The organism is Nonomuraea bangladeshensis, assembly GCF_039529455.1.
In the GTDB taxonomy this organism is placed as follows: domain Bacteria; phylum Actinomycetota; class Actinomycetes; order Streptosporangiales; family Streptosporangiaceae; genus Nonomuraea; species Nonomuraea bangladeshensis.
Genome location: NZ_BAAAMV010000004.1, coordinates 185,412 through 203,519, shown reverse-complemented (window position 1 = coordinate 203,519; position 18,108 = coordinate 185,412). Strand labels below are relative to the sequence as shown.

At 71.7% G+C, this 18,108-nt stretch carries 18 protein-coding genes and 1 pseudogene; 7 read left to right on the top strand and 12 right to left on the bottom strand.

All coding sequences use genetic code 11. The features are described 5' to 3' along the window. The first annotated feature begins 4 nt into the window (after positions 1-4). On the top strand, positions 5-853 hold the full coding sequence (locus tag ABD292_RS12740) for an SDR family oxidoreductase (protein ID WP_344207346.1): 849 nt from the start codon (positions 5-7) through the stop codon (positions 851-853). A 147-nt stretch (positions 854-1,000) separates the two neighbouring features. On the opposite strand, the gene ABD292_RS12735 is transcribed toward ABD292_RS12740, so the two are convergent. The 4 genes and pseudogenes from ABD292_RS12735 to ABD292_RS12720 all read right to left on the bottom strand — a co-directional run. Continuing rightward, complete coding sequence (locus ABD292_RS12735; protein WP_344207345.1) at positions 1,001-1,615, bottom strand: pentapeptide repeat-containing protein; 615 nt, start codon at positions 1,613-1,615, stop codon at positions 1,001-1,003. Next, positions 1,605-2,024: a hypothetical protein gene (locus tag ABD292_RS12730; protein WP_344207344.1), complete on the bottom strand. Its 420-nt coding sequence runs from the start codon at positions 2,022-2,024 to the stop codon at positions 1,605-1,607. The genes ABD292_RS12735 and ABD292_RS12730 overlap by 11 nt, the downstream gene beginning before the upstream one ends. Before the next feature lie 976 nt (positions 2,025-3,000). Then, entirely contained in the window at positions 3,001-3,747 is a 747-nt protein-coding gene (locus ABD292_RS12725) for an ABC transporter permease (RefSeq protein ID WP_344207343.1), read from the bottom strand. A 68-nt stretch (positions 3,748-3,815) separates the two neighbouring features. Further along, positions 3,816-4,448 (bottom strand): annotated as a pseudogene (locus tag ABD292_RS12720) (ABC transporter ATP-binding protein); the annotation flags it as partial. Between ABD292_RS12720 and ABD292_RS12715 the strand changes: the two are divergent. From ABD292_RS12715 to ABD292_RS12705, 3 genes are read left to right on the top strand one after another with little or no spacing between them, the layout of a single operon-like run. Continuing rightward, the gene (locus ABD292_RS12715) at positions 4,435-5,640 is read left to right on the top strand and encodes a sensor histidine kinase (protein ID WP_344207342.1); all 1,206 of its coding nucleotides are present in this window, start codon (positions 4,435-4,437) and stop codon (positions 5,638-5,640) included. The pseudogene ABD292_RS12720 and the gene ABD292_RS12715 overlap by 14 nt on opposite strands. Further along, complete coding sequence (locus tag ABD292_RS12710; protein WP_344207341.1) at positions 5,637-6,269, top strand: response regulator; 633 nt, start codon at positions 5,637-5,639, stop codon at positions 6,267-6,269. The genes ABD292_RS12715 and ABD292_RS12710 overlap by 4 nt, the downstream gene beginning before the upstream one ends. Before the next feature lie 16 nt (positions 6,270-6,285). Then, positions 6,286-6,894 (top strand): DUF6461 domain-containing protein, encoded by a 609-nt coding sequence (locus ABD292_RS12705; protein ID WP_344207340.1) that lies wholly within the window; start codon positions 6,286-6,288, stop codon positions 6,892-6,894. Here ABD292_RS12705 and ABD292_RS12700 read toward each other — a convergent pair. Then, complete coding sequence (locus ABD292_RS12700) at positions 6,878-7,786, bottom strand: LysR family transcriptional regulator (protein ID WP_344207339.1); 909 nt, start codon at positions 7,784-7,786, stop codon at positions 6,878-6,880. The two genes, ABD292_RS12705 and ABD292_RS12700, sit on opposite strands and share 17 nt — an antisense overlap. A 77-nt stretch (positions 7,787-7,863) precedes the next feature. Here ABD292_RS12700 and ABD292_RS12695 point away from each other — a divergent pair, with 77 nt between their 5' ends. Then, positions 7,864-8,565 (top strand): aspartate/glutamate racemase family protein, encoded by a 702-nt coding sequence (locus ABD292_RS12695; protein WP_344207338.1) that lies wholly within the window; start codon positions 7,864-7,866, stop codon positions 8,563-8,565. Between the two features lie 126 nt (positions 8,566-8,691). On the opposite strand, the gene ABD292_RS12690 is transcribed toward ABD292_RS12695, so the two are convergent. Next, positions 8,692-9,888: an NAD(P)/FAD-dependent oxidoreductase gene (locus ABD292_RS12690; protein WP_344207337.1), complete on the bottom strand. Its 1,197-nt coding sequence runs from the start codon at positions 9,886-9,888 to the stop codon at positions 8,692-8,694. After that, positions 9,885-10,736 carry an SDR family NAD(P)-dependent oxidoreductase gene (locus tag ABD292_RS12685; RefSeq protein WP_344207336.1) on the bottom strand — a complete coding sequence of 284 codons (852 nt, stop codon included), beginning with the start codon at positions 10,734-10,736 and terminating at the stop codon, positions 9,885-9,887. Before ABD292_RS12685 ends, ABD292_RS12690 begins: the two co-directional genes overlap by 4 nt. 174 nt (positions 10,737-10,910) lie before the next feature. On the opposite strand from ABD292_RS12685, the gene ABD292_RS12680 reads away from it, so the two are divergent. After that, a complete protein-coding gene (locus tag ABD292_RS12680; protein WP_344207334.1) occupies positions 10,911-11,840 on the top strand; it encodes an RNA polymerase sigma-70 factor in 930 nt (309 codons plus the stop codon). Between the two features lie 215 nt (positions 11,841-12,055). Then, the gene (locus tag ABD292_RS12675) at positions 12,056-13,267 is read left to right on the top strand and encodes a cytochrome P450 (RefSeq protein WP_344207333.1); all 1,212 of its coding nucleotides are present in this window, start codon (positions 12,056-12,058) and stop codon (positions 13,265-13,267) included. On the opposite strand, the gene ABD292_RS12670 is transcribed toward ABD292_RS12675, so the two are convergent. From ABD292_RS12670 to ABD292_RS12650, 5 genes are read right to left on the bottom strand one after another with little or no spacing between them, the layout of a single operon-like run. Further along, a complete protein-coding gene (locus ABD292_RS12670) occupies positions 13,257-14,090 on the bottom strand; it encodes an urease accessory protein UreD (RefSeq protein WP_344207332.1) in 834 nt (277 codons plus the stop codon). The two genes, ABD292_RS12675 and ABD292_RS12670, sit on opposite strands and share 11 nt — an antisense overlap. After that, the gene (gene ureG / locus ABD292_RS12665) at positions 14,087-14,788 is read right to left on the bottom strand and encodes an urease accessory protein UreG (RefSeq protein ID WP_344207331.1); all 702 of its coding nucleotides are present in this window, start codon (positions 14,786-14,788) and stop codon (positions 14,087-14,089) included. Before ureG ends, ABD292_RS12670 begins: the two co-directional genes overlap by 4 nt. Before the next feature lie 24 nt (positions 14,789-14,812). Then, positions 14,813-15,487 carry an urease accessory protein UreF gene (locus tag ABD292_RS12660; protein ID WP_344207330.1) on the bottom strand — a complete coding sequence of 225 codons (675 nt, stop codon included), beginning with the start codon at positions 15,485-15,487 and terminating at the stop codon, positions 14,813-14,815. 37 nt (positions 15,488-15,524) lie between these two features. Then, on the bottom strand, positions 15,525-17,432 hold the full coding sequence (locus ABD292_RS12655; RefSeq protein ID WP_425565083.1) for an urease subunit alpha: 1,908 nt from the start codon (positions 17,430-17,432) through the stop codon (positions 15,525-15,527). Continuing rightward, on the bottom strand, positions 17,425-18,066 hold the full coding sequence (locus ABD292_RS12650) for an urease subunit gamma (protein WP_344207329.1): 642 nt from the start codon (positions 18,064-18,066) through the stop codon (positions 17,425-17,427). The genes ABD292_RS12655 and ABD292_RS12650 overlap by 8 nt, the downstream gene beginning before the upstream one ends. Positions 18,067-18,108 lie beyond the last annotated feature (42 nt).

Genomic DNA, 18,108 nt, shown 5'->3' with positions numbered 1-18,108 from the left:
TCTCATGATCCTCGTCACCGGCGCCACCGGCACCGTCGGCTCCGAACTCCTCGCCCTGCTCGCCGGCCGTAACGTCCCCGTCCGGGCCATGACCCGCGATCCCGCCAAGGCCGCGTTCCCCGCCGGCGTCGAGGTCGCCACCGGCGACTTCGACCGGCCCGACAGCCTCGACGCCGCCCTCGACGGCATCGAGAAGGTCTTCGTCCTGCCGCCCGGCTACGGCCCCGACGGCCCCGTACAGGAACGCAACCTGACCGCCGCGGCGGCCAGGGCCGGGGTCTCCCACCTGGTCAAGCTGTCCACCAGCGGCGTCACCTTCGACGCCACCGACCCCATCAGCACCGGCCATCGCCTCGGCGAACAGGTCGTCATGCGCGCCGGCCTGCCGTGGACGATGCTGCGCCCCGGCACCTTCATGACCTACCTGTACGGCTACGCCCCGACCATCGCCGCCGAGCACACCATGTACGTCACCGAAGGCGACCCCGTCTCCGCGATGATCCACCCCCGCGACATCGCCGCCGTCGCCGCACACGTCCTCACCACCCCCGGCCACGACGGCCGGGCCTACACCCTCACCGGCGGCCAGGCCCTCTCCCCCCGGGACCAGGCCGACGTCATCGGCCAGACCCTCGGCCGGCCGATCAAGCTCGTCGAACGCAGCCAGGCCGAGACCCAGGCGGAGTTCGACCGGCTCGGCTGGTCCGGACCCCGCCTGGAGGCGCTGCTGGAGCTCAAACGCCAGTCGGCCGCCTGGGACTGGAAGACCTTCGACACGGTCGAAAGGCTCACCGGCGAGCCGCCGCTGACCCTCCACGACTGGGTCCACGAGAACGTCCACCTCTTCCGTTGACGAGCCCCTGTATAGCCAGCAGTCCTGGTAAGCCATCGGGGTCGGCGCGTGGATGGTGCTTGATCGAGCCTCACTTACCGCTGGGTGAGCGGGGCCCGCTCCCGGACCTGCGGCGGAGCAGGAAGGTGTTCACGGCTGGGGAGATGGTCAAGCGTGGACGACGGCGTTGTTGGACGAGCCCCAGACGCGGATTTGTAGCCGGCCGTCCTGCAGGCGTTCGGAGGATGCGTGCAGACGTTCTGTCCATTCGGCGGTTGGCCACCGAGTCTGCTCATTCCACACCGCGCCGGTCAGTTCTGCGCCTATCAGGGTCGTGTCTGTCAAGTTGGCACTGGTCAGGTTCGCATTCGTCAAGCGTGCCTCGGTCAGGTTTGCACCGGTCAGGTTCGCGTTCGTCAAGCGTGCCTCGGTGAGAATGGCGCCGGTCAGGTTGACGCTGATCAGCCGGGCGCTGGCTAGGCGTGCGCCGGTCAGGTTCGCTTCAGTCAAGTTCGCGTGGGTCAGGTTCGCCAAGACGAGGTTCGCGCCGGTCAGGTTGGCGCGCGTCAGGTCCGCGTGGGTGAGGTTCGCGAAGACGAACGCTGCATGGTGCAGGTCCAGGCCGGGCCCAATGAACGACGAGGAGCGGGCGAACGACGGGCTGGTGCGCGTCCAGGCGCGCCACCAGGACCTGCGAACCGCCCCATCCCCGCTTGGCCGGAAGACAGGCGACGTGCGGGCGAAGGCCGCGACGATACGGCTTGGGAGCGAGTCAGGTCGCATCGCCTTCTCCTACCTGCTGGGTGACCGTCTCATTGGAGGAGGGGAACTGCGCGCTGATGGTGTCGCCCGCGTCGCTGTCAGTCGGCTGGTCAGGAGGCCCGCCAGCCAGGGGAAGGCTGGCCGCTATGGGGATCTGCTGGCTGAGTTTCTCCAAGATGAGAGGTGCGGCCACGCCTAGCGCGAGCGCGATGAGCGGTGTCATGCCGTTGACGGACGCGCCAGCGGCGCCCGCAAGCAGCGCGCTGGCCGCGGCGCGGCCGAGCACCGACACAAGGTACGGGCCGCCGCCGGGCCCGTGCGGGTAGCGCCACGGCCAGCCATGGCCGACACGTCGCACGGCTTTGATGAAGTCGAGCGCTTCGATGGCCAAGCCGCCGCCCAGTCCCCACAGCGCGAACATCCATCCCATGAATCGACGGTAGACGTGTCGATCGTGAACGCCCACCCACTCCCTGGCATTTCTGGACACCGACGTCGGAAAGGTGGCCCCGGTTCTGTTCGGTACAGCGGTCGGGAGGCCGCTGGGTGGTCGCGTGTGAAGGGCGGCAGGCCGTAGGAAAGCGCCTCTGCGGAGGGCGACACCATACCCACGCTGATGGGCAGCTGGTGACCAACGCCGAGACTGAAGGAGTGGCTGGACTTGGAAGACCTAGTGCCAGCTGGCCGGTTCGAGATGCTGGGGTCGAGGTCGGTCACGCGGCTGGGTGGACAAGCTGGGCAAGGTGCTCGCGCTCGACAGGCCGAGCCTGCTCTTTCGGAAGCGTTCAGTCCTGTTATGCGGCCGCATTCGTGACGATCATGCCGAAGATCGCTCCGAAGCCGAGCTGGGAAATAGTGTCACAAAGGTTCAACCTGTTGTTCACAGCGTCGGTGGGTTCTTCAGCTGTGATTACAAGAGTCACCTATATCGCTGGCAACAAAACCGAAAGCCCGGCGACCGTCTTTGACGTAGCCCCTTTCGCGTCTGGCGGCTTCTTCCAGAGCTGCGGCTCAGCGCGTCGTCCAAGAGCATCCCGGCGGAGTGATGATGGGCGCGCGCGGTGAGGGGAGTTGCCGCTGACCAGGTCGAGGTCGGCCTGCCCGCGGACCGGGGCCTCGGCGACCATCGCCTGCATCAGCCGGTCGAACACGTCGTTCAGCACAGGAGCGGAACCGGTCGTAGGCGGTGGACCAGGGCCCGTACTCCGTCGGCAGCTCCCGTCAAGGGCTGTCGGTAACTGCCACATCACCCGCGTTGAACAGCCGCCGCAGAGCCGGGATCGGGCCCGCTCGCCCAGCGGTAAGTGAGGCTCGATCAAGCACCATCCACGCGCCAACCCCGATGGCTTACCAGGACTGCTGGCTACACCGCAGGCAATCCCTGTGATCTCAACTCCGTACAGGCTCTAGGACACGCGCCGGTTGGCGAGGGCCGCGATCAGCAGCGGCACGACGGCCCAGGCGACCAGGGCGGCGAAGGCGGCCGCGTCCGGCATGATGTCCGGCAGCTGCTCGATGAGCTGGAGCGCCGGATAGCCCGGCAGGACCCGGTTGACCACCTCGCCACCCGGCAGCATCCGCCCGGCGAAGGGAACCAGCACCATCAGCACCACGAGCACCGAGATGGCCACGACGCCGTTGCGGAAGATCGCACCGAGGGCCAGCCCGAGCATCGTGGTCGTCACGATCATGAGGGTGCCGCCGCCGATCACCACCCACGCCGCCGCCGGGGGTGGCAGCGTGGGGTGGAACCCGGCGGCCACCGCGTGTCCGTACAGGTAGCCGGGGATCGCGATGAGCAGCGAGGCGGCGACCGCGACCCCGCCCAGCACGCACGCCTTGGCGAGCAGCACCCGTGGGCGGGACGGCACCGCCACGAAGGTCGTGTGGATCATGCCGGAGGTGTGCTCGCCGCTGATCGACATCGTGCCGAGCATGCCGAGCGGCAGCTGCGCCAGCACGACTCCGACGTACACGGCCACCACGATCCCCATCGCGGCCCGCTCCCCCGTCTGGCCGGGGTCCCAGCGCGAGATCACGGTGGACGCGCCGAGCGCGGTGAGCGCGAGCGCCGTCAGCACCCCCACACCCAGCGCCCACCAGGTCGAACGCAACGTACGCAACTTGATCCACTCGGCGGCGACGGCATTCACGGCGCGCTCCCCTCGATGACCTCCATGAACGTGTCCTCCAGCGACCTCCCTGGCCGTACGAACCGTGTGATCTCCGTGTCGGCCAGCAGCCGGCCCCGCCCGATGACGATCAGGTGGTCGGCGGTGACCGCCATCTCGTGCATGAGGTGGCTGGAGACCAGCACGGTCCGCCCCTCGGCGGCCAGCGACTTCAGCAGCCCGCGCAGCCACCGGATGCCCTCGGGATCGAGCCCGTTCAGCGGCTCGTCGAGCAGCAGCACCTCGGGATCGCCGAGCAGGGCGGCGGCCAGGCCCAGCCGCTGCTTCATGCCGAGCGAGAAGCCGCCCACCCGCTTGCGCCCCGCGTCGCCCAGCCCGACCAGCTCCAGCAGCCCGGCGATGCGCGTACGGGAGATCCCGTTGGTCCTGGCCAGCCACCGCAGGTGCTGCTCGGCACGCCGTCCGCCCTGCACGGCGGTCGCGTCGAGCAACGCGCCGACGTGGGTGAGGGGCCGGTTCAACGTCCGGTACGGCACGCCGTTCACGGTCGCCCGTCCGGAGGTCGGCCGGTCGAGCCCGAGGATGATCCGCAAAGTGGTGGTCTTGCCCGCGCCGTTCGGCCCGAGGAACCCGGTGATCTTTCCGGAGGTGACGGTGAAGGACAGGTCGTGGACGGCGACGCTCTGCCCGAAACGTCTGGTCAATCCGATGACGTCGATCATGTCCGTCACGATCCGCTCCGGCGGCCGGCCCGCGCATCGGTCCTGGGACCGATACGCGCCGCCGTACCCGCTGGCTAAGGTCGAGGACGTGCGTGATCAGCCGCGGCTCCCCCTGTTGAGCCGGATCCCGGACTGGGCCTGGGTGTCCCTCGACACCGTGGTGGCCCTGCTGCTGGCAGCCGGCTTCCTCGGGCTTGTCCATACGCGTAATTCCGCGCCGCCCGACGCGCTCGACTTCACGGTGGCGCTGGCCACCAGCCTGCCCGTCGCGGTCAGGCGCCTGTGGCCGCGGGCGGTGTTCGTGATCGTGCTGGCCGGCGGGCTGGGGATGCGGGAGTTCCTCATCCCGCAGGCGGACCCGTTCGGCCTGCCGCTCGTGCTCTACACGCTGGCCACCCGGAGCAGGGCGGTGCCCCCGCTGCTCGTGGCGGTGGCGGTCACGGCGCAGGGGGTGGTCGAGTTCCCGCTGCGGGGCCAGGTCCTCGACCAGCTCGGGCTGGTGCTGGCGATCGTGGTGGCGGCCTGGACCACCGGCACCGCCGTACGGCAGCGCAGGCTCTACACCGAGCAACTGGCCGCCAAGGCCGAGGAGCGGGCCCGCGCCGAGGCGGCCAGGGAGCGTCTGCGCATGGCCCGCGAGCTGCACGACGTCATCGGCCACAGCCTCAGCACGATCGCCGTCCAGGCCGGCGTCGAACGGCACGTCGGCGACGCCGGGGAGATGAGCCGGGCGCTGGCCTCGATCGAGCAGACCAGCAGGTCGGCGCTGCGCGAGACCAGGCGCCTGCTCGGCGTGCTGCGCGAGGACGGCCCCGCCGACCTGACCCCCGCTCCTGGGCTCGGCGACCTCGACGATCTCCTGGCCAGGACCAGGGCCGCCGGCCTGGAGGTGGAGTTACGCCTCGACGGCGAGGTCCGGGGCGAGATGGAGCTCACGGTCTACCGGATCGTGCAGGAATCGCTGACCAACGTGCTCAAGCACGCCGGGACCAGGAAGGCGACCGTGCTCATCGAGCGGCGGCAGGAGGAGCTTGTCGTGGAGATCACCGACGACGGCGGGAACGCGCGGGAGCGTCCCCACGGTCACGGGCTGACGGGGCTTCGCGAGCGCGTACGCATGTTCGGCGGCGAGTTCGAGGCAGGCGTCCGCACTGCAGGGGGATTCCGGGTGAGGGCGAGGTTACCGCTGTGATCAAGGTGCTGGTGGCCGACGACCAGCCGCTCATCAGGGCGAGCTTCCGCCGGCTGATCGACCGCGTGCCGGGGTTCCAGGTGTGCGGCGAGGCGGCGACGGGCGCGGAGGCGGTGGCCCTCGCCGCGAGCGATCCGCCCGGCCTGGTGCTGATGGACGTACGGATGCCCGAGATGGACGGCATCGAGGCCACCCGCCGCATCTGCGCCGCCGATCCGCGGGCCCGCGTGCTCGTCGTGACCACCTTCGACCTGGATGAGTACGTCTACGGAGCGCTCCGCGCCGGCGCCGCGGGCTTCCTGCTCAAGGACACCCCGCCGGCCGAGCTGGTCAGGGGCGTGCAGGCCGTCGCGTCCGGCGACTCGCTGCTCGGGCCCAGCGCCACGAGGCGGCTGATCGAGCGTCACGTGCGCCCGCCGGCCCGCCGCCTGGACATCACGGAACGCGAGCGCGAGGTGCTGGTCCTGGTGGCGCGCGGCCTGTCCAACGCGGAGATCGCGCAGACCCTGTACGTCACCCTGAGCACGGTCAAGACGCACGTCAGCAGTCTGCTGCTGAAACTCGACGCCCGCACCAGGGTCCACCTGGTCATCGCCGCCTACGAGGCGAACCTCGTCCAGAACCGCTGAGAGAAGGGTCAGGCTTATGGAGTCACGGACCTACCTGCACGACCTGCTGGTCTCGACCCTCTTCACCGAGGGACTGGATGCCGACATGGACCTGTGGGCGCTGGGCTTCAGCGCCATGTGGATCAAGGGCGTGGGCCTCGACGCCCTCGCCGCGGCCTTCGACCTGGACCTCGCCACCCGGGCACCGTGCCACCTGAGCGAGATCCTCGACCGCAACATCGACGACGGGTCCACCTGGGTGGCCGAGGTCGGCGGCTGGATCGGCGTCGTGCCGGCGCACGCCGACAGCGAGCGCGTACGCGCCGTCACCGAAGGCGGCGGCGAGGCCATCGGCCTTCTCATGTACGGCAGCCACGCCTCCTTCGACTACGCCCGCGACGGGCGCATGGTCGTCTCCTTCGACCCCACCTGGCCGGAGCGGCGGTCCGGCAGCGACCCGCACGCGCTCGACCGCCTGATGGACGGGCTGCGCTTCCAGATCTCCGACGACGACGTCCTCGACGACCGCGTGGAGGAGATGGAGAGCATCAGCTCGGCCCTGGCGCTGGTCGGACGCATCACGGGGACCGGGATCGCCGCCGACTGGTTCCTCGCGCCGCACTCACGCGTCAGACCCGTCCCTTGACGGCGACGATGTCGAGGATCGCGCGCAGGGCGCTGCGGACGGCGGGGATCTGCTCGGCCTCGCGGTGGTGCAGGACGTACAGGGCTCTGGGCCGTACGTCCAGTACGGGCCGCACGGCGACGCGCGGGTCGCGGGCGGCGTCCAGGGCCAGCTGGGGCAGCAGCCCGACGGCCAGGCCGCGGGCGATGAGCGCCTGGGTCAGGACGTAGTCGTCGGTGCCGTGGCGGATGTCGGGGGTGAAGCCGGCCAGCTCGCAGGTCTGGAGCAGGTGGGCCGTGCAGCGTTCGCAGCCGCCGATCCAGGTGTCGTCCGCGAGTTCGCGCAGGTCCAGCGGCGTGTCCTCCGGGCCGGCTTTGGGGTGGGTGAGGGGCAGGACCAGCCGGAGCGGGTCATGCCCGGCCGGGATCCGGGTCAGCTCGCCGCTGCCGGGGGGTGTCTGGCCGGCATGGGTGAAGGTGACGGCCAGGTCCACCTCGCCGGCGTCGAGCTGGGCGATGGCCTGCGGGGGCTCGGCCGCGCGCAGGCGTACGTCGAGGCCGGGGTGGCGTTCGGCGAGCAGGCTCATCGCGGCGGGGATGAGGGTGGCGCCCGCGGAGGGGAAGGCGGCCAGCCGTACGGTTCCGGCGCGGAGCTGGACCATCGCCTCCAGGTCGGCGGTCGCGGCCTGGATGCGGGTGGCGATGGCGTCGGCGTGCCGCAGCAGGGCCCGCCCCGCCTCGGTGAGCTGGACGCCGCGCGGCCGCCGCAGCACCAGGGGCGCGCCCGCCTGACGTTCCAGGTGGCGCAGGTGCTGGCTGACGGCCGGCTGCGTCCAGCCGAGGACACGGGCGGCGCCCGCGATCGACCCGGTACGGGCGATCTCCCGGAAGATCAGCATCCGCTGCACGTCCATGCCATAAGTATGGCTTGGGTGTCAGCCAACAAGTACAGGGCTACCTACGAGCAGCCTCGTCCGGCACGATCGGACCCATGATGCGAACGATCGGCCTGCTGGGCGGCATGAGCTGGGAATCCTCCGCCGAGTACTACCGGCTCCTCAACGAGGAGACCCGCGAACGCCTGGGCGGGCACCACTGCGCCAAGAGCATCCTGCTGACCGTCGACTTCGCCGACATCGAGGCGATGCAGCGCGAAGGCCGATGGGACGACGCCGCGCACGCCCTCGCCGAGGCGGCCACCAGCTTGGAGCGGGCGGGCGCCGACATGGTGCTGCTGTGCACGAACACCATGCACCGGGTGGCCGGCGCGATCGAAGCGGCCGTCGACGTGCCGTTCGTGCACCTCGTCGATGCCACCGCGCGCCGCGTCGCCGATGCGGGGATCACCACGGTGGGCCTGCTGGCCACCCGTTTCACCATGGAGATGGACTTCTACCGCGACCGCATGCGTCACCACGGCGTGGAGGTCATGGTGCCGGACGAGCCCGATCGCACGGTCGTCCACGACGTCATCTACCAGGAGCTGACCCAGGGCCGCGTCGAGGACTCCTCCCGCGAGGAGTACCGGCGCATCATCGCCGGCCTCGCCCGGCGCGGCGCGCAGGGGGTGATCCTCGGCTGCACCGAGATCACCCTGCTGGTCGGTCCGGCCGACAGCCCGGTCCCGGTGTTCGACTCCACCCGCATCCACGTCGAGACGGCCGTCGAACTGGCGCTCGGCGGGCCGGCCTGACCCTCTGGGGCCCGGCCGTCCCACCGCGCCGGCATCCGCTCGTGCACCGCGGCGACCCGAGCGGTACGACCGTCCAGAGTTGACGGGTCAGGCCCGTTGCGGCGCGGGCCACTGCCTACGAGGCGGCTAGGCGATCATCCTCTCGGCGGTCGTGTCCGGCGTGGGAGCCAGGCGGTGCCTGCGCGTCGGCATGCCGTACGTCGGGTGCGACGTGGCCCACAGCGCCATCCCGAGAATGCCCGCCTTGATCCGTGCGGGCTGCCGGCCGCCCAGGTACGTCGGCTTCGCCCGTCCTTCGTCGTCGACCAGCTGCAGGATCGCGTCCCGCCGCCCGAGGCTGATGTGGTTGTAGGCGTAGACCAGCTTGGTGGTCGCGACCGTGCGCCCGGTCAGGCGTCCCACGATCGCCTCGATGGCCTGCCGGCCGGTGTAGCCGGCCGACGCGCAGGACATCGGCAGCGGCCGGCCGTTGTCGCCCATGGCGTGGGTGCTGTCACCGACGGCGTAGACGTCCGGGTGCGAGACCGACCGCATGGTCCGGTCGACGATGATCTGGCCGTTCTCGGTCACCTCCAGCCCGCCGGCGGCGGCGATGGGGCTGACCGCGAACCCGGCCGTCCACACGGTCGCGTCGGACGCGAGGGCGGTCCCGTCGGCGCACAGCACCCGCGTCGCCTCGACGGCGTCCACGCTGGTGTGCTCCAGGACGGTGATCCCCAGCCGGTCGCAGGCCCGGCGCAGGTGGCCGCGGGCTCCGGCGGAGAGCCGGGCGCCCAGCTCGCCGCGTGCGACGAGCGCCACCGACAGGCCGGGCCGGGACTCGGCGATCTCCGTGGCGGCCTCGATGCCGGTCAACCCGTCGCCGACGATCAGCACTCTCGCGCCCTGGCCCAGGCCGTCCAGTCGCTCCCGCAGGCGCAGCGCCGCGGGCCTGGCGGAGACGTCGAAGGCGTGCTCGGCCGCTCCGGGGACCACGTGGCCGGCGCCGTGGCTGCCGAGCGCGTAGACGAGCGTGTCGTAGCCGAGCGTGTCATGGCCGAGTTCGTCACCGCCGCTGACGGTGACGACTCGCCGCTCGGGGTCGACGGCGGTGATCCGGGCCAGGCGCAGCCGTATCCCCGTGCCCGCGAAGACGTCGGCCAGCGGCGGAGCCTCGATGTCCCGGCCGGCCGCGAGCTGGTGCAGCCGCATGCGCTGGACGAAGTCCGGCACGGCGTTGACCACGGTGATGACGGTGTCCTTCGGTGACAGCCGGCGGGCCAGGTTCCCGGCCACGTACGCCCCGGCATAGCCGGCGCCGAGGACCACGATGCGGTGTTTCATGCGTCTTCCTGAGGGAGGGGGCCCTGAGCCTCCGCCGAGAGGTCCTGCCAGTCGGCCCAGGTCTTGAGCCGGTCGGCGTACACCTGCTGGAGCATGGGGTAGAAGCCCTGCCCGAAGAGCACCCGCAGGGGCGGGTTGTCGGAGTCGACGAGCTTGAGCAGCGCCTGCGCCGCGGCGGCCGGGTCGCCCGCGGGCTGCTTCCCCGCGAAGGCGGCGATGCGCCGGCGAAGGCCGTCGTAGATCGGGTCGGGCTCGGCCACGTGGCCGTTGTCCAGCGGGTTGGGGTTCTTGCCGGCGCGGGTGGCGTAGCCGCCGGGCTCGACCAAGGTCACCTTGATCCCGAAGTCGGCCACCTCCTGGGCGAGGGCTTCGTTCAGTGCTTCGAGGGCCCACCTGGACGCGCTGTAGGCGCCGCTGAGCGGCATCGCTATGAGCCCGGCCGCCGAGGACAGCTGGATGATGTGCCCCGAGCCCTGCTCACGGAGGTAGGGCAGCGCGGCCTGGATCACCCACAGCGCGCCGAACAGGTTGGTCTCCAGCTGGTCGCGCAACTGCTGCCCGGTCAACTCCTCGACCGCGCCGACCTGGGCGTAGCCGGCGTTGTTCACGATGACGTCGAGACGGCCGAAGTGCTCCCTGGCCCGCTTCACGCTCTCGCGGACGGCGGCCTCGTCGGTCACGTCCATCTCCAGCGCCAGCACCGCCTCGCCGTGGGCGGCGACCAGGTCGTCGAGGCTCGCGGCGGTCCGCGCGGTCGCGGCCACCTTGTCGCCACGCGACAGGGCGGCCTCGACGAAGGCGCGGCCCAGGCCGCGCGACGAACCGGTGACGAACCAGACCTTGCTCATCTTGGTGCTCCGTTCTTTCTGCGGTAGCGGTCGACCATGCGGCGTCGGCGCCGCGAGTTTTGTGACAGCACCAGCCATGTGATGTGTGTCACCGCCCACGGGTGTCACACGGCGGCGCGTGCCGACGCCTTGTGCATGGAGCAGGATGTGCGGGTGAACAGGCAGGAGCGAGCCATGAACGAGCCCAACGGAACGACCGAGCCGATCGCCGACGGTGGCCGGACGGACCCGGCGACCGAGAGCTTCCTCGCCCACCGCAGCCTGCTGTTCACCGTGGCGTACGAGATGCTCGGCTCGGCCGCCGACGCCGAGGACGCCCTGCAGGAGACGTGGCTGCGGTGGGTCAAGGTCGACCTTGAGCAGGTGTCCGACCAGCGCGCCTACCTGGTGCGGATCGTCACCCGGCGCGCACTGGACCGGCTGCGCACGATGAAGCGCCGCAAGGAGGAGTACGTCGGCCAGTGGCTGCCCGAGCCGCTGCTCACCACACCCGACGTGGCCGAGGACGTCGAGCTCGCCGAGAGCGTGTCGATGGCGCTGATGCTCGTCCTGGAGACGCTGTCGCCGACCGAGCGCGCCGTGTTCGTGCTGCGCGAGGTCTTCGACGTCGGCTACGACGAGATCGCGGCCGCCGTCGGCAAGACCCCGGCGACCGTACGCCAGATCGCGCATCGGGCCCGCCGGCACGTCGACGCCCGGCGGCCCCGCGAGACGGTCTCGCCGGGCCAGGCCCGGGCGGCTTTGGCGTCGTTCCAGCGCGCGCTCGACACCAGGGACCTGCAGGGCCTGCTCGACGTGCTCGCCCCCGAGGTCGTCCTGGTGAGCGACGGCGGCGGCGTCAAGCAGGCCGTGCCCCGGCCGGTCATCGGCGCCGGCAAGGTGGCCCGCATGATCATCGGCGGCCTCGGCAAGACCCGGATCGCGCTCACCAGCGAGCCCACCGTGGTCAACGGCAACCCGGCGCTCCTCCTCCGCGTGGACGGCGAGATCGACGGCGTCATAGCGGCCCGGGTCGAGGACGCCCGCATCACCGGCCTCTACTACGTACGCAACCCACGCAAGCTGACCCGCATCGCCTCCGAGACGCCCCTCACCTTGAGGTAGTCACGGCCGGACCACCATCGACCCGGCCGGCCGTGCGCTCGTCCCTGCACGACGTCCCTTACACCGACGCCCCGCAGGTCATCGTGACCTCCGCGCGCCGGCGCGGCGGTCGCCCACGGTGTCGTGCTGTGCCTGGCCACCGGCCTGCGCGCGAGCCGTCCCGCCACCACGCTCCCGAGGGAGCCACAAGCAGAACAACTACCGGGAGGTCATTCATGACAGGCAACGTCGCCGACCTGGAAGTGCCCGTCGGGCGGAGCTGCCCGTTCGCTCCGCCCGCTGCCTACGAGCGACTGCGCGAGCAGGCCCCGATCAACAAGGTCCGCCTGGCCGGCGGCGGCGAGGCGTGGTGGGTCTCCGGGTACGAGGAGGCCCGGGCCGTCCTCGCCGACGGCCGCTTCTCCTCGGACAAGCGCAAGGACGGCTTCCCGCTCTACACCCTCGACGCGGCCACCCTGCGGCAGCTGCGCAGCCAGCCGCCGCTGATGCTCGGCATGGACGGCGCCGAACACTCGGCCGCCCGCCGCCGGGTGATCGGCGAGTTCACCGTGAAGCGGCTGGCCGCGCTGCGCCCACGCATTCAGGACATCGTCGACCACTTCATCGACGACCTGCTCGCCGCCGACCGGCGCCCGGCCGACCTGGTGCAGGCGCTCTCCCTGCCGGTGCCGTCCCTGGTGATCTGCGAACTGCTCGGCGTCCCGTACGCCGACCACGACTTCTTCCAGAGCCGTACCACCATGATGGTGAGCCGCACCTCGGCGGAAGGCCGCCGGCAAGCCTTCGCCGAACTGCGCGCCTACCTCGACGACCTGGTCACCCGCAAGGAGTCCGAACCCGGCGACGACCTGTTCGGCCGGCAGATCGCCCGGCAACGCCAGGAGGGCGCCCCCGACCACGCGGGCCTGGTGAGCCTGGCCTTCCTGCTGCTGACCGCCGGACACGAGACGACGGCGAACATGATCTCGCTCGGCGTGGTCGGGCTGCTCACCCATCCGGAGCAGCTGGCCGTGATCAAGGCCGACCCGGGCAGGACGCCCGTCGCCGTGGAGGAACTGCTGCGCTACTTCACCATCGCCGACGGAGTGACCTCCCGGCTGGCCACCGAAGACGTGGAGATCGGCGGGGTGAGGATCCGGGCCGGCGAGGGCGTCATCGTCTCGATGCTGTCGGCCAACTGGGACCCGGCGGCGTTCCAGGACCCGGGCGAGCTGGATGTCGAGCGCGGGGCCCGCCACCACGTCGCCTTCGGCTTCGGCCCGCACCAGTGCCTCGGCCAGAACCTGGCCAGGATGGAGCTGCAGATCGTCTTCGACACGCTGTTCCGCCGCGTCCCCACCCTGCGGCTGGCCGCACCGGCCGAGGACCTGCCGTACAAGACCGACGCCGTCATCTACGGCCTGCACGAGCTCCCGGTCACCTGGTGAGCGCGGCGGGCTGTGCCTCGTCCAGCAGGCGGCGCAGGTGCAGGGTGTCCGGGGCCAGCGCGGTGATCAGGACGGCGGGGCCGGCCAGCGGGGTCAGCACGGCCTGACCGGTTGCCGGGTCGTCCCCGAACAGGCGGGCCTCGGGCGGTCGCCGGTCCAGGGCGGGGTCGACGATGAGGATCTGGCCGACGGCGCGGTGGCAGGACACGATGGCGGGGCCGTCCCAGCCGGGCGCTCCGGGGCCGTACGCGGTCTGCTGCTCCAGCAGGGAGCGTCCGTCGCGGCGGACCGTGAGGCGGGTGGACAGGCGGCCCGGCCCTTCGCCGGAGCGGCCGAGCACGATCTCCTCGCGCAGCAGGAGCCGGGCGGTCGGGGCCAGGTCGACGGTGCAGCTCTGACGCAGGTTGCTGCGTGCCGCCGAGATCAGGGGCTGGGGCGCCCAGTGCAGGCTGGCGTGCTCGGCGACGTTCAGGCGCACGTCGAAGGTGGCGTGGGCGGTGGTGGGGCCGCGCAGGGCGATGGTGGCGGCGGCGGTGGTGATGTGCAGGTGGGCGTCGCGGCCGGCGGTGGCCTCGATGCGCAGCCGGTCGCCGCCGAGCGGGGCGCTCATGACACCGAGGACGCACACCCGCGCCTGGTCGCCGTGCGGGCGGGCACGGCGCAGGTCGAAGGGGCCGTCGCCCGCGAGCACGGGCAGGCCGGTGCCGCCGCCCACGCGGGCCGCCTCGATGCGGGCGGTGGCGTGCACGCCCCGCGTCGGAGCGGGCACGGGTGGCGGAGCAGGCACGGGTGGCAGCACGGGCGGCAGGGCCGTTCGGCTCATGCGGCGCCCGCCGTCCAGGCGGCCAGGCGCTCGCGCACCCAGCCGGCCACGGGCGTGATGCCTTCCGGGGACTTGACCGCGGTCAGGACGATGGGCAGGGCGCCGCGCTGGGCCTCGGCGTCGCGGGCCATGGCCGCCAGGTCGGCGCCGACGTGGACGGCGAGGTCGGTCTTGTTGATGACGAGCAGGTCGGAGGTCGTGACGCCGGGGCCGCCCTTGCGCGGGATGTCGTCGCCGCCGGCGACGTCGATGACGAAGATCTGGGCATCGACGAGCCCTTTGGAGAAGGTGGCGGTGAGGTTGTCGCCGCCGGACTCGATGAGGATCACGTCGAGCGGGCCGAGACGGTCCTCCAGGTCCTCGACGGCTTCGAGGTTGGCGGAGATGTCGTCGCGGATGGCGGTGTGCGGGCAGGCGCCGGTCTGCACGGCGGTGATGCGCTCGGCGGGCAGGACGGCCTCGCGCAGCAGGAACTCGGCGTCCTCGCGGGTGTAGATGTCGTTGGTCACGACCGCCAGGGACAGCTGTTCGCGCAGCGTACGGCACAGGGCGGCGACGGTGGCGGTCTTGCCGGAGCCGACCGGCCCGCCCAGCCCGACGCGCAAGGCGCGATGACCGCCGCCGGGACGCCCGCGCGTGGAGCCGCCGGGGCCGTGCGTGGAGCCTTCGGGGAAGGTGTCGTCGTGGTGAAGGTGCATGGCTGCTCCAGGCAGAAGGAGTGGTCAGGAGGCGAACAGGCGGGCCGGGCGGGTGGCGTGCCGTTCGGCGGCGATGTCGAGCAGCGGCGCCGAGGCGGCCGGCAGCGCGGCGGCTCCGTCGGTGTGGACCCGCCGCGCGGCCTCGGCCGCCTGCGCGGCCACGCGGTCGAGGTCGGCGGCCAGGCGGGCCAGGACGGCGGTGGCGTCGAAGGGGTCCAGCCGGAGCAGGCGGACGGTCGCGGTGACCGGCCCGCCGATGCTCTCGTAGGCCGCGGCGTAGCCGGCGTCCAGCGGCGTCAGCCCCGCGCACCGGGCGGTCAGGCCGAGCACCACGCTCTGGTGGGCGCCGCGCGGGCAGGCGGCGGCCAGGGCGTCCAGCTCGGCGCACGGCCAAGCGGCCCGGGCGGCGCGCAGCAGTTGGCGGCCGAGCCGGCGCGAGGTGTGCCGCTGGGCGGGGGCGGCGGTGCGGGCGTCGGCCGCCTCCTCCAGCAGCAGCGGGTCGTACCCGGCGGCGGCCGCGGCCGCGAGCCCGGCCGCGACCAGGCCGGCCGTGTGCAGCCGGCCGCGGCAGAACTCCCTCAGGCTCGCCACGTCGCGCACCCGTCCGGCCGCGACGGCCTCCTCGGCGCCGCCGGAATGGGCGTGCCCGCCCGCGGGGAACCGGCCGTCGGCCAGGACGAGCAGGGCGGCACGGTTCATCGTGAGCGGCTCACCTTCCGTCGTCATCGGGGAGCGCTCAGAACAGGAAGTAGCGCTGGGCCATGGGCAGCGTGTCGGCGAACCGGGTGCCGTCGACGGGCTGATCGTCGATCTCCGTCCTGACGTCCTTGGTCTCCGCTCCGCCGATCACCACCTCGAAGGTGTCGGGGTCGATGTCGATGTCGGGGCAGGCGTTGTTCTCCCGCATGTCGGCCTTGAACACCCCACGGGTGTCGCGGATGGCCTTGAACGGCTTGCCCACGCCGACCCGTTCGGCCAGGCCGGCCTGGATGGCGTGCTCGGTGACGAAGTTGACCGCGTTGGCGGCCGGCGCCCGGCCCGTCGCCCCCCACATCGGCCGGGGCAGGATCGGCTGCGGGGTGGTGATGGAGGCGTTGGCGTCGCCCACCTGCGCGTAGGCGATCTGACCTCCCTTGATCACCCGGTGCGGCTTGACGCCGAAGAACTTCGGCTCCCACAGCACCAGGTCGGCGAGCTTGCCCACCTCGACGGAGCCGACCTCGTGGTCGATGCCGTGCGCGATGGCCGGGTTGATGGTGTATTTGGCGACGTAGCGGCGGGCGCGGTGGTTGTCGGCCCCGTCCTGGTCGCCGTCCAGGGGGCCGCGCCTGGCCTTGTTCACGTGCGCGGTCTGCCACGTACGGATGATCATCTCGCCGATGCGGCCCATCGCCTGGGCGTCGGACGACATGATCGAGATGGCGCCGAGGTCGTGCAGCACGTCCTCGGCTGCCATGGTGGAGGGCCGGATCCGCGACTCGGCGAAGGCCAGGTCCTCTTCGACCAGCGGATTGAGGTGGTGGCAGACCATCACCATGTCGATGTGCTCCTTGACCGTGTTGACGGTCAGGGGGCGGGTGGGGTTGGTGGAGGCGGGCAGCACGTTCGGCAGCCCCGCCATGGTGAGCATGTCGGGGGCGTGGCCACCGCCGGCGCCCTCGACGTGGAAGACGTGGATCGGATGGTCGCCGATGGCCTCGATGGTGTCGGCGACCGCGCCGGCCTCGTTGAGCGAGTCGGCGTGCAGGGCCAGCTGGACGCCGGTGGCCCGGCACACCTCCAGGCAGCGGCGCAGCACCGCCGGGGTGGCCCCCCAGTCCTCGTGGATCTTGAACCCGAGGACGCCGGCCTCCACCTGGTTGTAGAGGGACTCGGTGGACATGGTGCTGCCCTTGCCGAGCAGCCCGATGTTGACCGGGAAGGCGTCCAGCGCCTCGAACATCCGGGCGAGGTGCCAGGAGCCGGGGGTGACGGTGGTGGCGGTGCTGCCCTCGGCGGGGCCGGTGCCGCCGCCGATCAGGGTGGTGACCCCGGAGGCGAGCGCCTCGTGCACCTGCTCGGGGCAGATGAAGTGCACGTGGGTGTCGATGCCGCCGGCGGTGAGGATCTTGCCGTTGCCCGCGATGATCTCGGTCTCCGGGCCGATGAGGAAGTCGGTGGCGTGCTCGTGCCCGTCGTGCAGCCGGTCCATGGTGTCGTCGTTGTAGGCCTTGCCGAGCGCGACGATCCGGCCGTCGCGGATGCCGACGTCCGCCTTGACCACGCCCCAGTGGTCGAGGATCAGCGCGCCGGTGATGACCGTGTCGGGCGGCTGCGGCGCGCCGGGACGCGCCGGGTCACGTGGCGCGCTCGACTGGCCCATCGACTCGCGGATCACCTTGCCGCCGCCGAAGATGACCTCGTTGCCGCTGCGTCCCGGGCCGCCGGCCCAGTCCTCGGTGATCTCGATGCGCAGGTTGGTGTCGGCCAGCCGGACGCGGTCGCCGGCCGTCGGGCCGTAGCGGTCGGCGTACTGGACACGGGTCAGCGGCAGGTCGATCGGCGGGGTCTCCCCGCCGGGCGCGGGCTCGCGCGGCGGGGTGTCCGCCACCGGCTCGGCGAGCGTGTCCGCGGTGGCGTCGGCTGCGTCCGGGGCCTCATCCATCGAGCGGCCCTCCGACCTGGCCGCGCAGGCCGGCGACGACGCGTTTGCCCTCGATGGGGACGAGCTTCACCGTACGGGTGCACCGGGGTTCGAACCGGACCGAGCTGCCGGCGGGGATGTGCAGGCGCTTGCCGTAGGCGGCGGGGCGTTCGAAGTCGAGGAGGGGGTTGGCCTCGTAGAAGTGGTAGTGCGAGCCCACCTGGATGGGGCGGTCGTCGGTGTTGGTGACGGTCACCGTCGTGATCTCGCGGCCTTCGTTGAAGGGCACCGGCACAGCGCCGGCCGGGTGGTCGATCTTCCCCGGATGGAGCGGCGACCGCGCCTGGTCACCATCCGCGAAGGGGTCGCGGATGGTGACCAGCTTGGTGCCGTCGGGGAACGTGGCCTCGATCTGGAGGTCGGAGATCATCTCCGCGACGCCCGGCATGAGGTCGTCCCGGGAGAGGATCTCGTTGCCGGTGGACATGATCTCGTGGACGGACTTGCCTTCCCGGGCCGCCTCCAGCACGTGCGCCGTGATGAGCGCGACCGTTTCCGGGTAGTTGAGGGGGATCTTCCGTTCCTTGCGCCTGCGGGCCACGTCCGCGGCCACATGGATCATCAGGCGTTCCCGTTCATGCGGAGTCAGATGCACCCGCCACCTCGCCTTCGTCTCTCACTGAAAGTAATTGAGTGA

What these genes read in the sequence shown, in the direction of transcription:
- ABD292_RS12740 (WP_344207346.1), top strand. Translation starts at nt 5, where the DNA reads ATGATCCTCGTCACCGGCGCCACCGGCACCGTCGGCTCCGAACTCCTC.
- ABD292_RS12735 (WP_344207345.1), bottom strand. Translation starts at nt 1,615, where the DNA reads ATGCGACCTGACTCGCTCCCAAGCCGTATCGTCGCGGCCTTCGCCCGC.
- ABD292_RS12730 (WP_344207344.1), bottom strand. Translation starts at nt 2,024, where the DNA reads ATGGGATGGATGTTCGCGCTGTGGGGACTGGGCGGCGGCTTGGCCATC.
- ABD292_RS12715 (WP_344207342.1), top strand. Translation starts at nt 4,435, where the DNA reads ATGACGTCGATCATGTCCGTCACGATCCGCTCCGGCGGCCGGCCCGCG.
- ABD292_RS12705 (WP_344207340.1), top strand. Translation starts at nt 6,286, where the DNA reads ATGGAGTCACGGACCTACCTGCACGACCTGCTGGTCTCGACCCTCTTC.
- ABD292_RS12700 (WP_344207339.1), bottom strand. Translation starts at nt 7,786, where the DNA reads ATGGACGTGCAGCGGATGCTGATCTTCCGGGAGATCGCCCGTACCGGG.
- ABD292_RS12695 (WP_344207338.1), top strand. Translation starts at nt 7,864, where the DNA reads ATGATGCGAACGATCGGCCTGCTGGGCGGCATGAGCTGGGAATCCTCC.
- ABD292_RS12690 (WP_344207337.1), bottom strand. Translation starts at nt 9,888, where the DNA reads ATGAAACACCGCATCGTGGTCCTCGGCGCCGGCTATGCCGGGGCGTAC.
- ABD292_RS12685 (WP_344207336.1), bottom strand. Translation starts at nt 10,736, where the DNA reads ATGAGCAAGGTCTGGTTCGTCACCGGTTCGTCGCGCGGCCTGGGCCGC.
- ABD292_RS12680 (WP_344207334.1), top strand. Translation starts at nt 10,911, where the DNA reads ATGAACGAGCCCAACGGAACGACCGAGCCGATCGCCGACGGTGGCCGG.
- ABD292_RS12675 (WP_344207333.1), top strand. Translation starts at nt 12,056, where the DNA reads ATGACAGGCAACGTCGCCGACCTGGAAGTGCCCGTCGGGCGGAGCTGC.
- ABD292_RS12670 (WP_344207332.1), bottom strand. Translation starts at nt 14,090, where the DNA reads ATGAGCCGAACGGCCCTGCCGCCCGTGCTGCCACCCGTGCCTGCTCCG.
- ureG (WP_344207331.1), bottom strand. Translation starts at nt 14,788, where the DNA reads ATGCACCTTCACCACGACGACACCTTCCCCGAAGGCTCCACGCACGGC.
- ABD292_RS12660 (WP_344207330.1), bottom strand. Translation starts at nt 15,487, where the DNA reads ATGAACCGTGCCGCCCTGCTCGTCCTGGCCGACGGCCGGTTCCCCGCG.
- ABD292_RS12655 (WP_425565083.1), bottom strand. Translation starts at nt 17,432, where the DNA reads ATGGATGAGGCCCCGGACGCAGCCGACGCCACCGCGGACACGCTCGCC.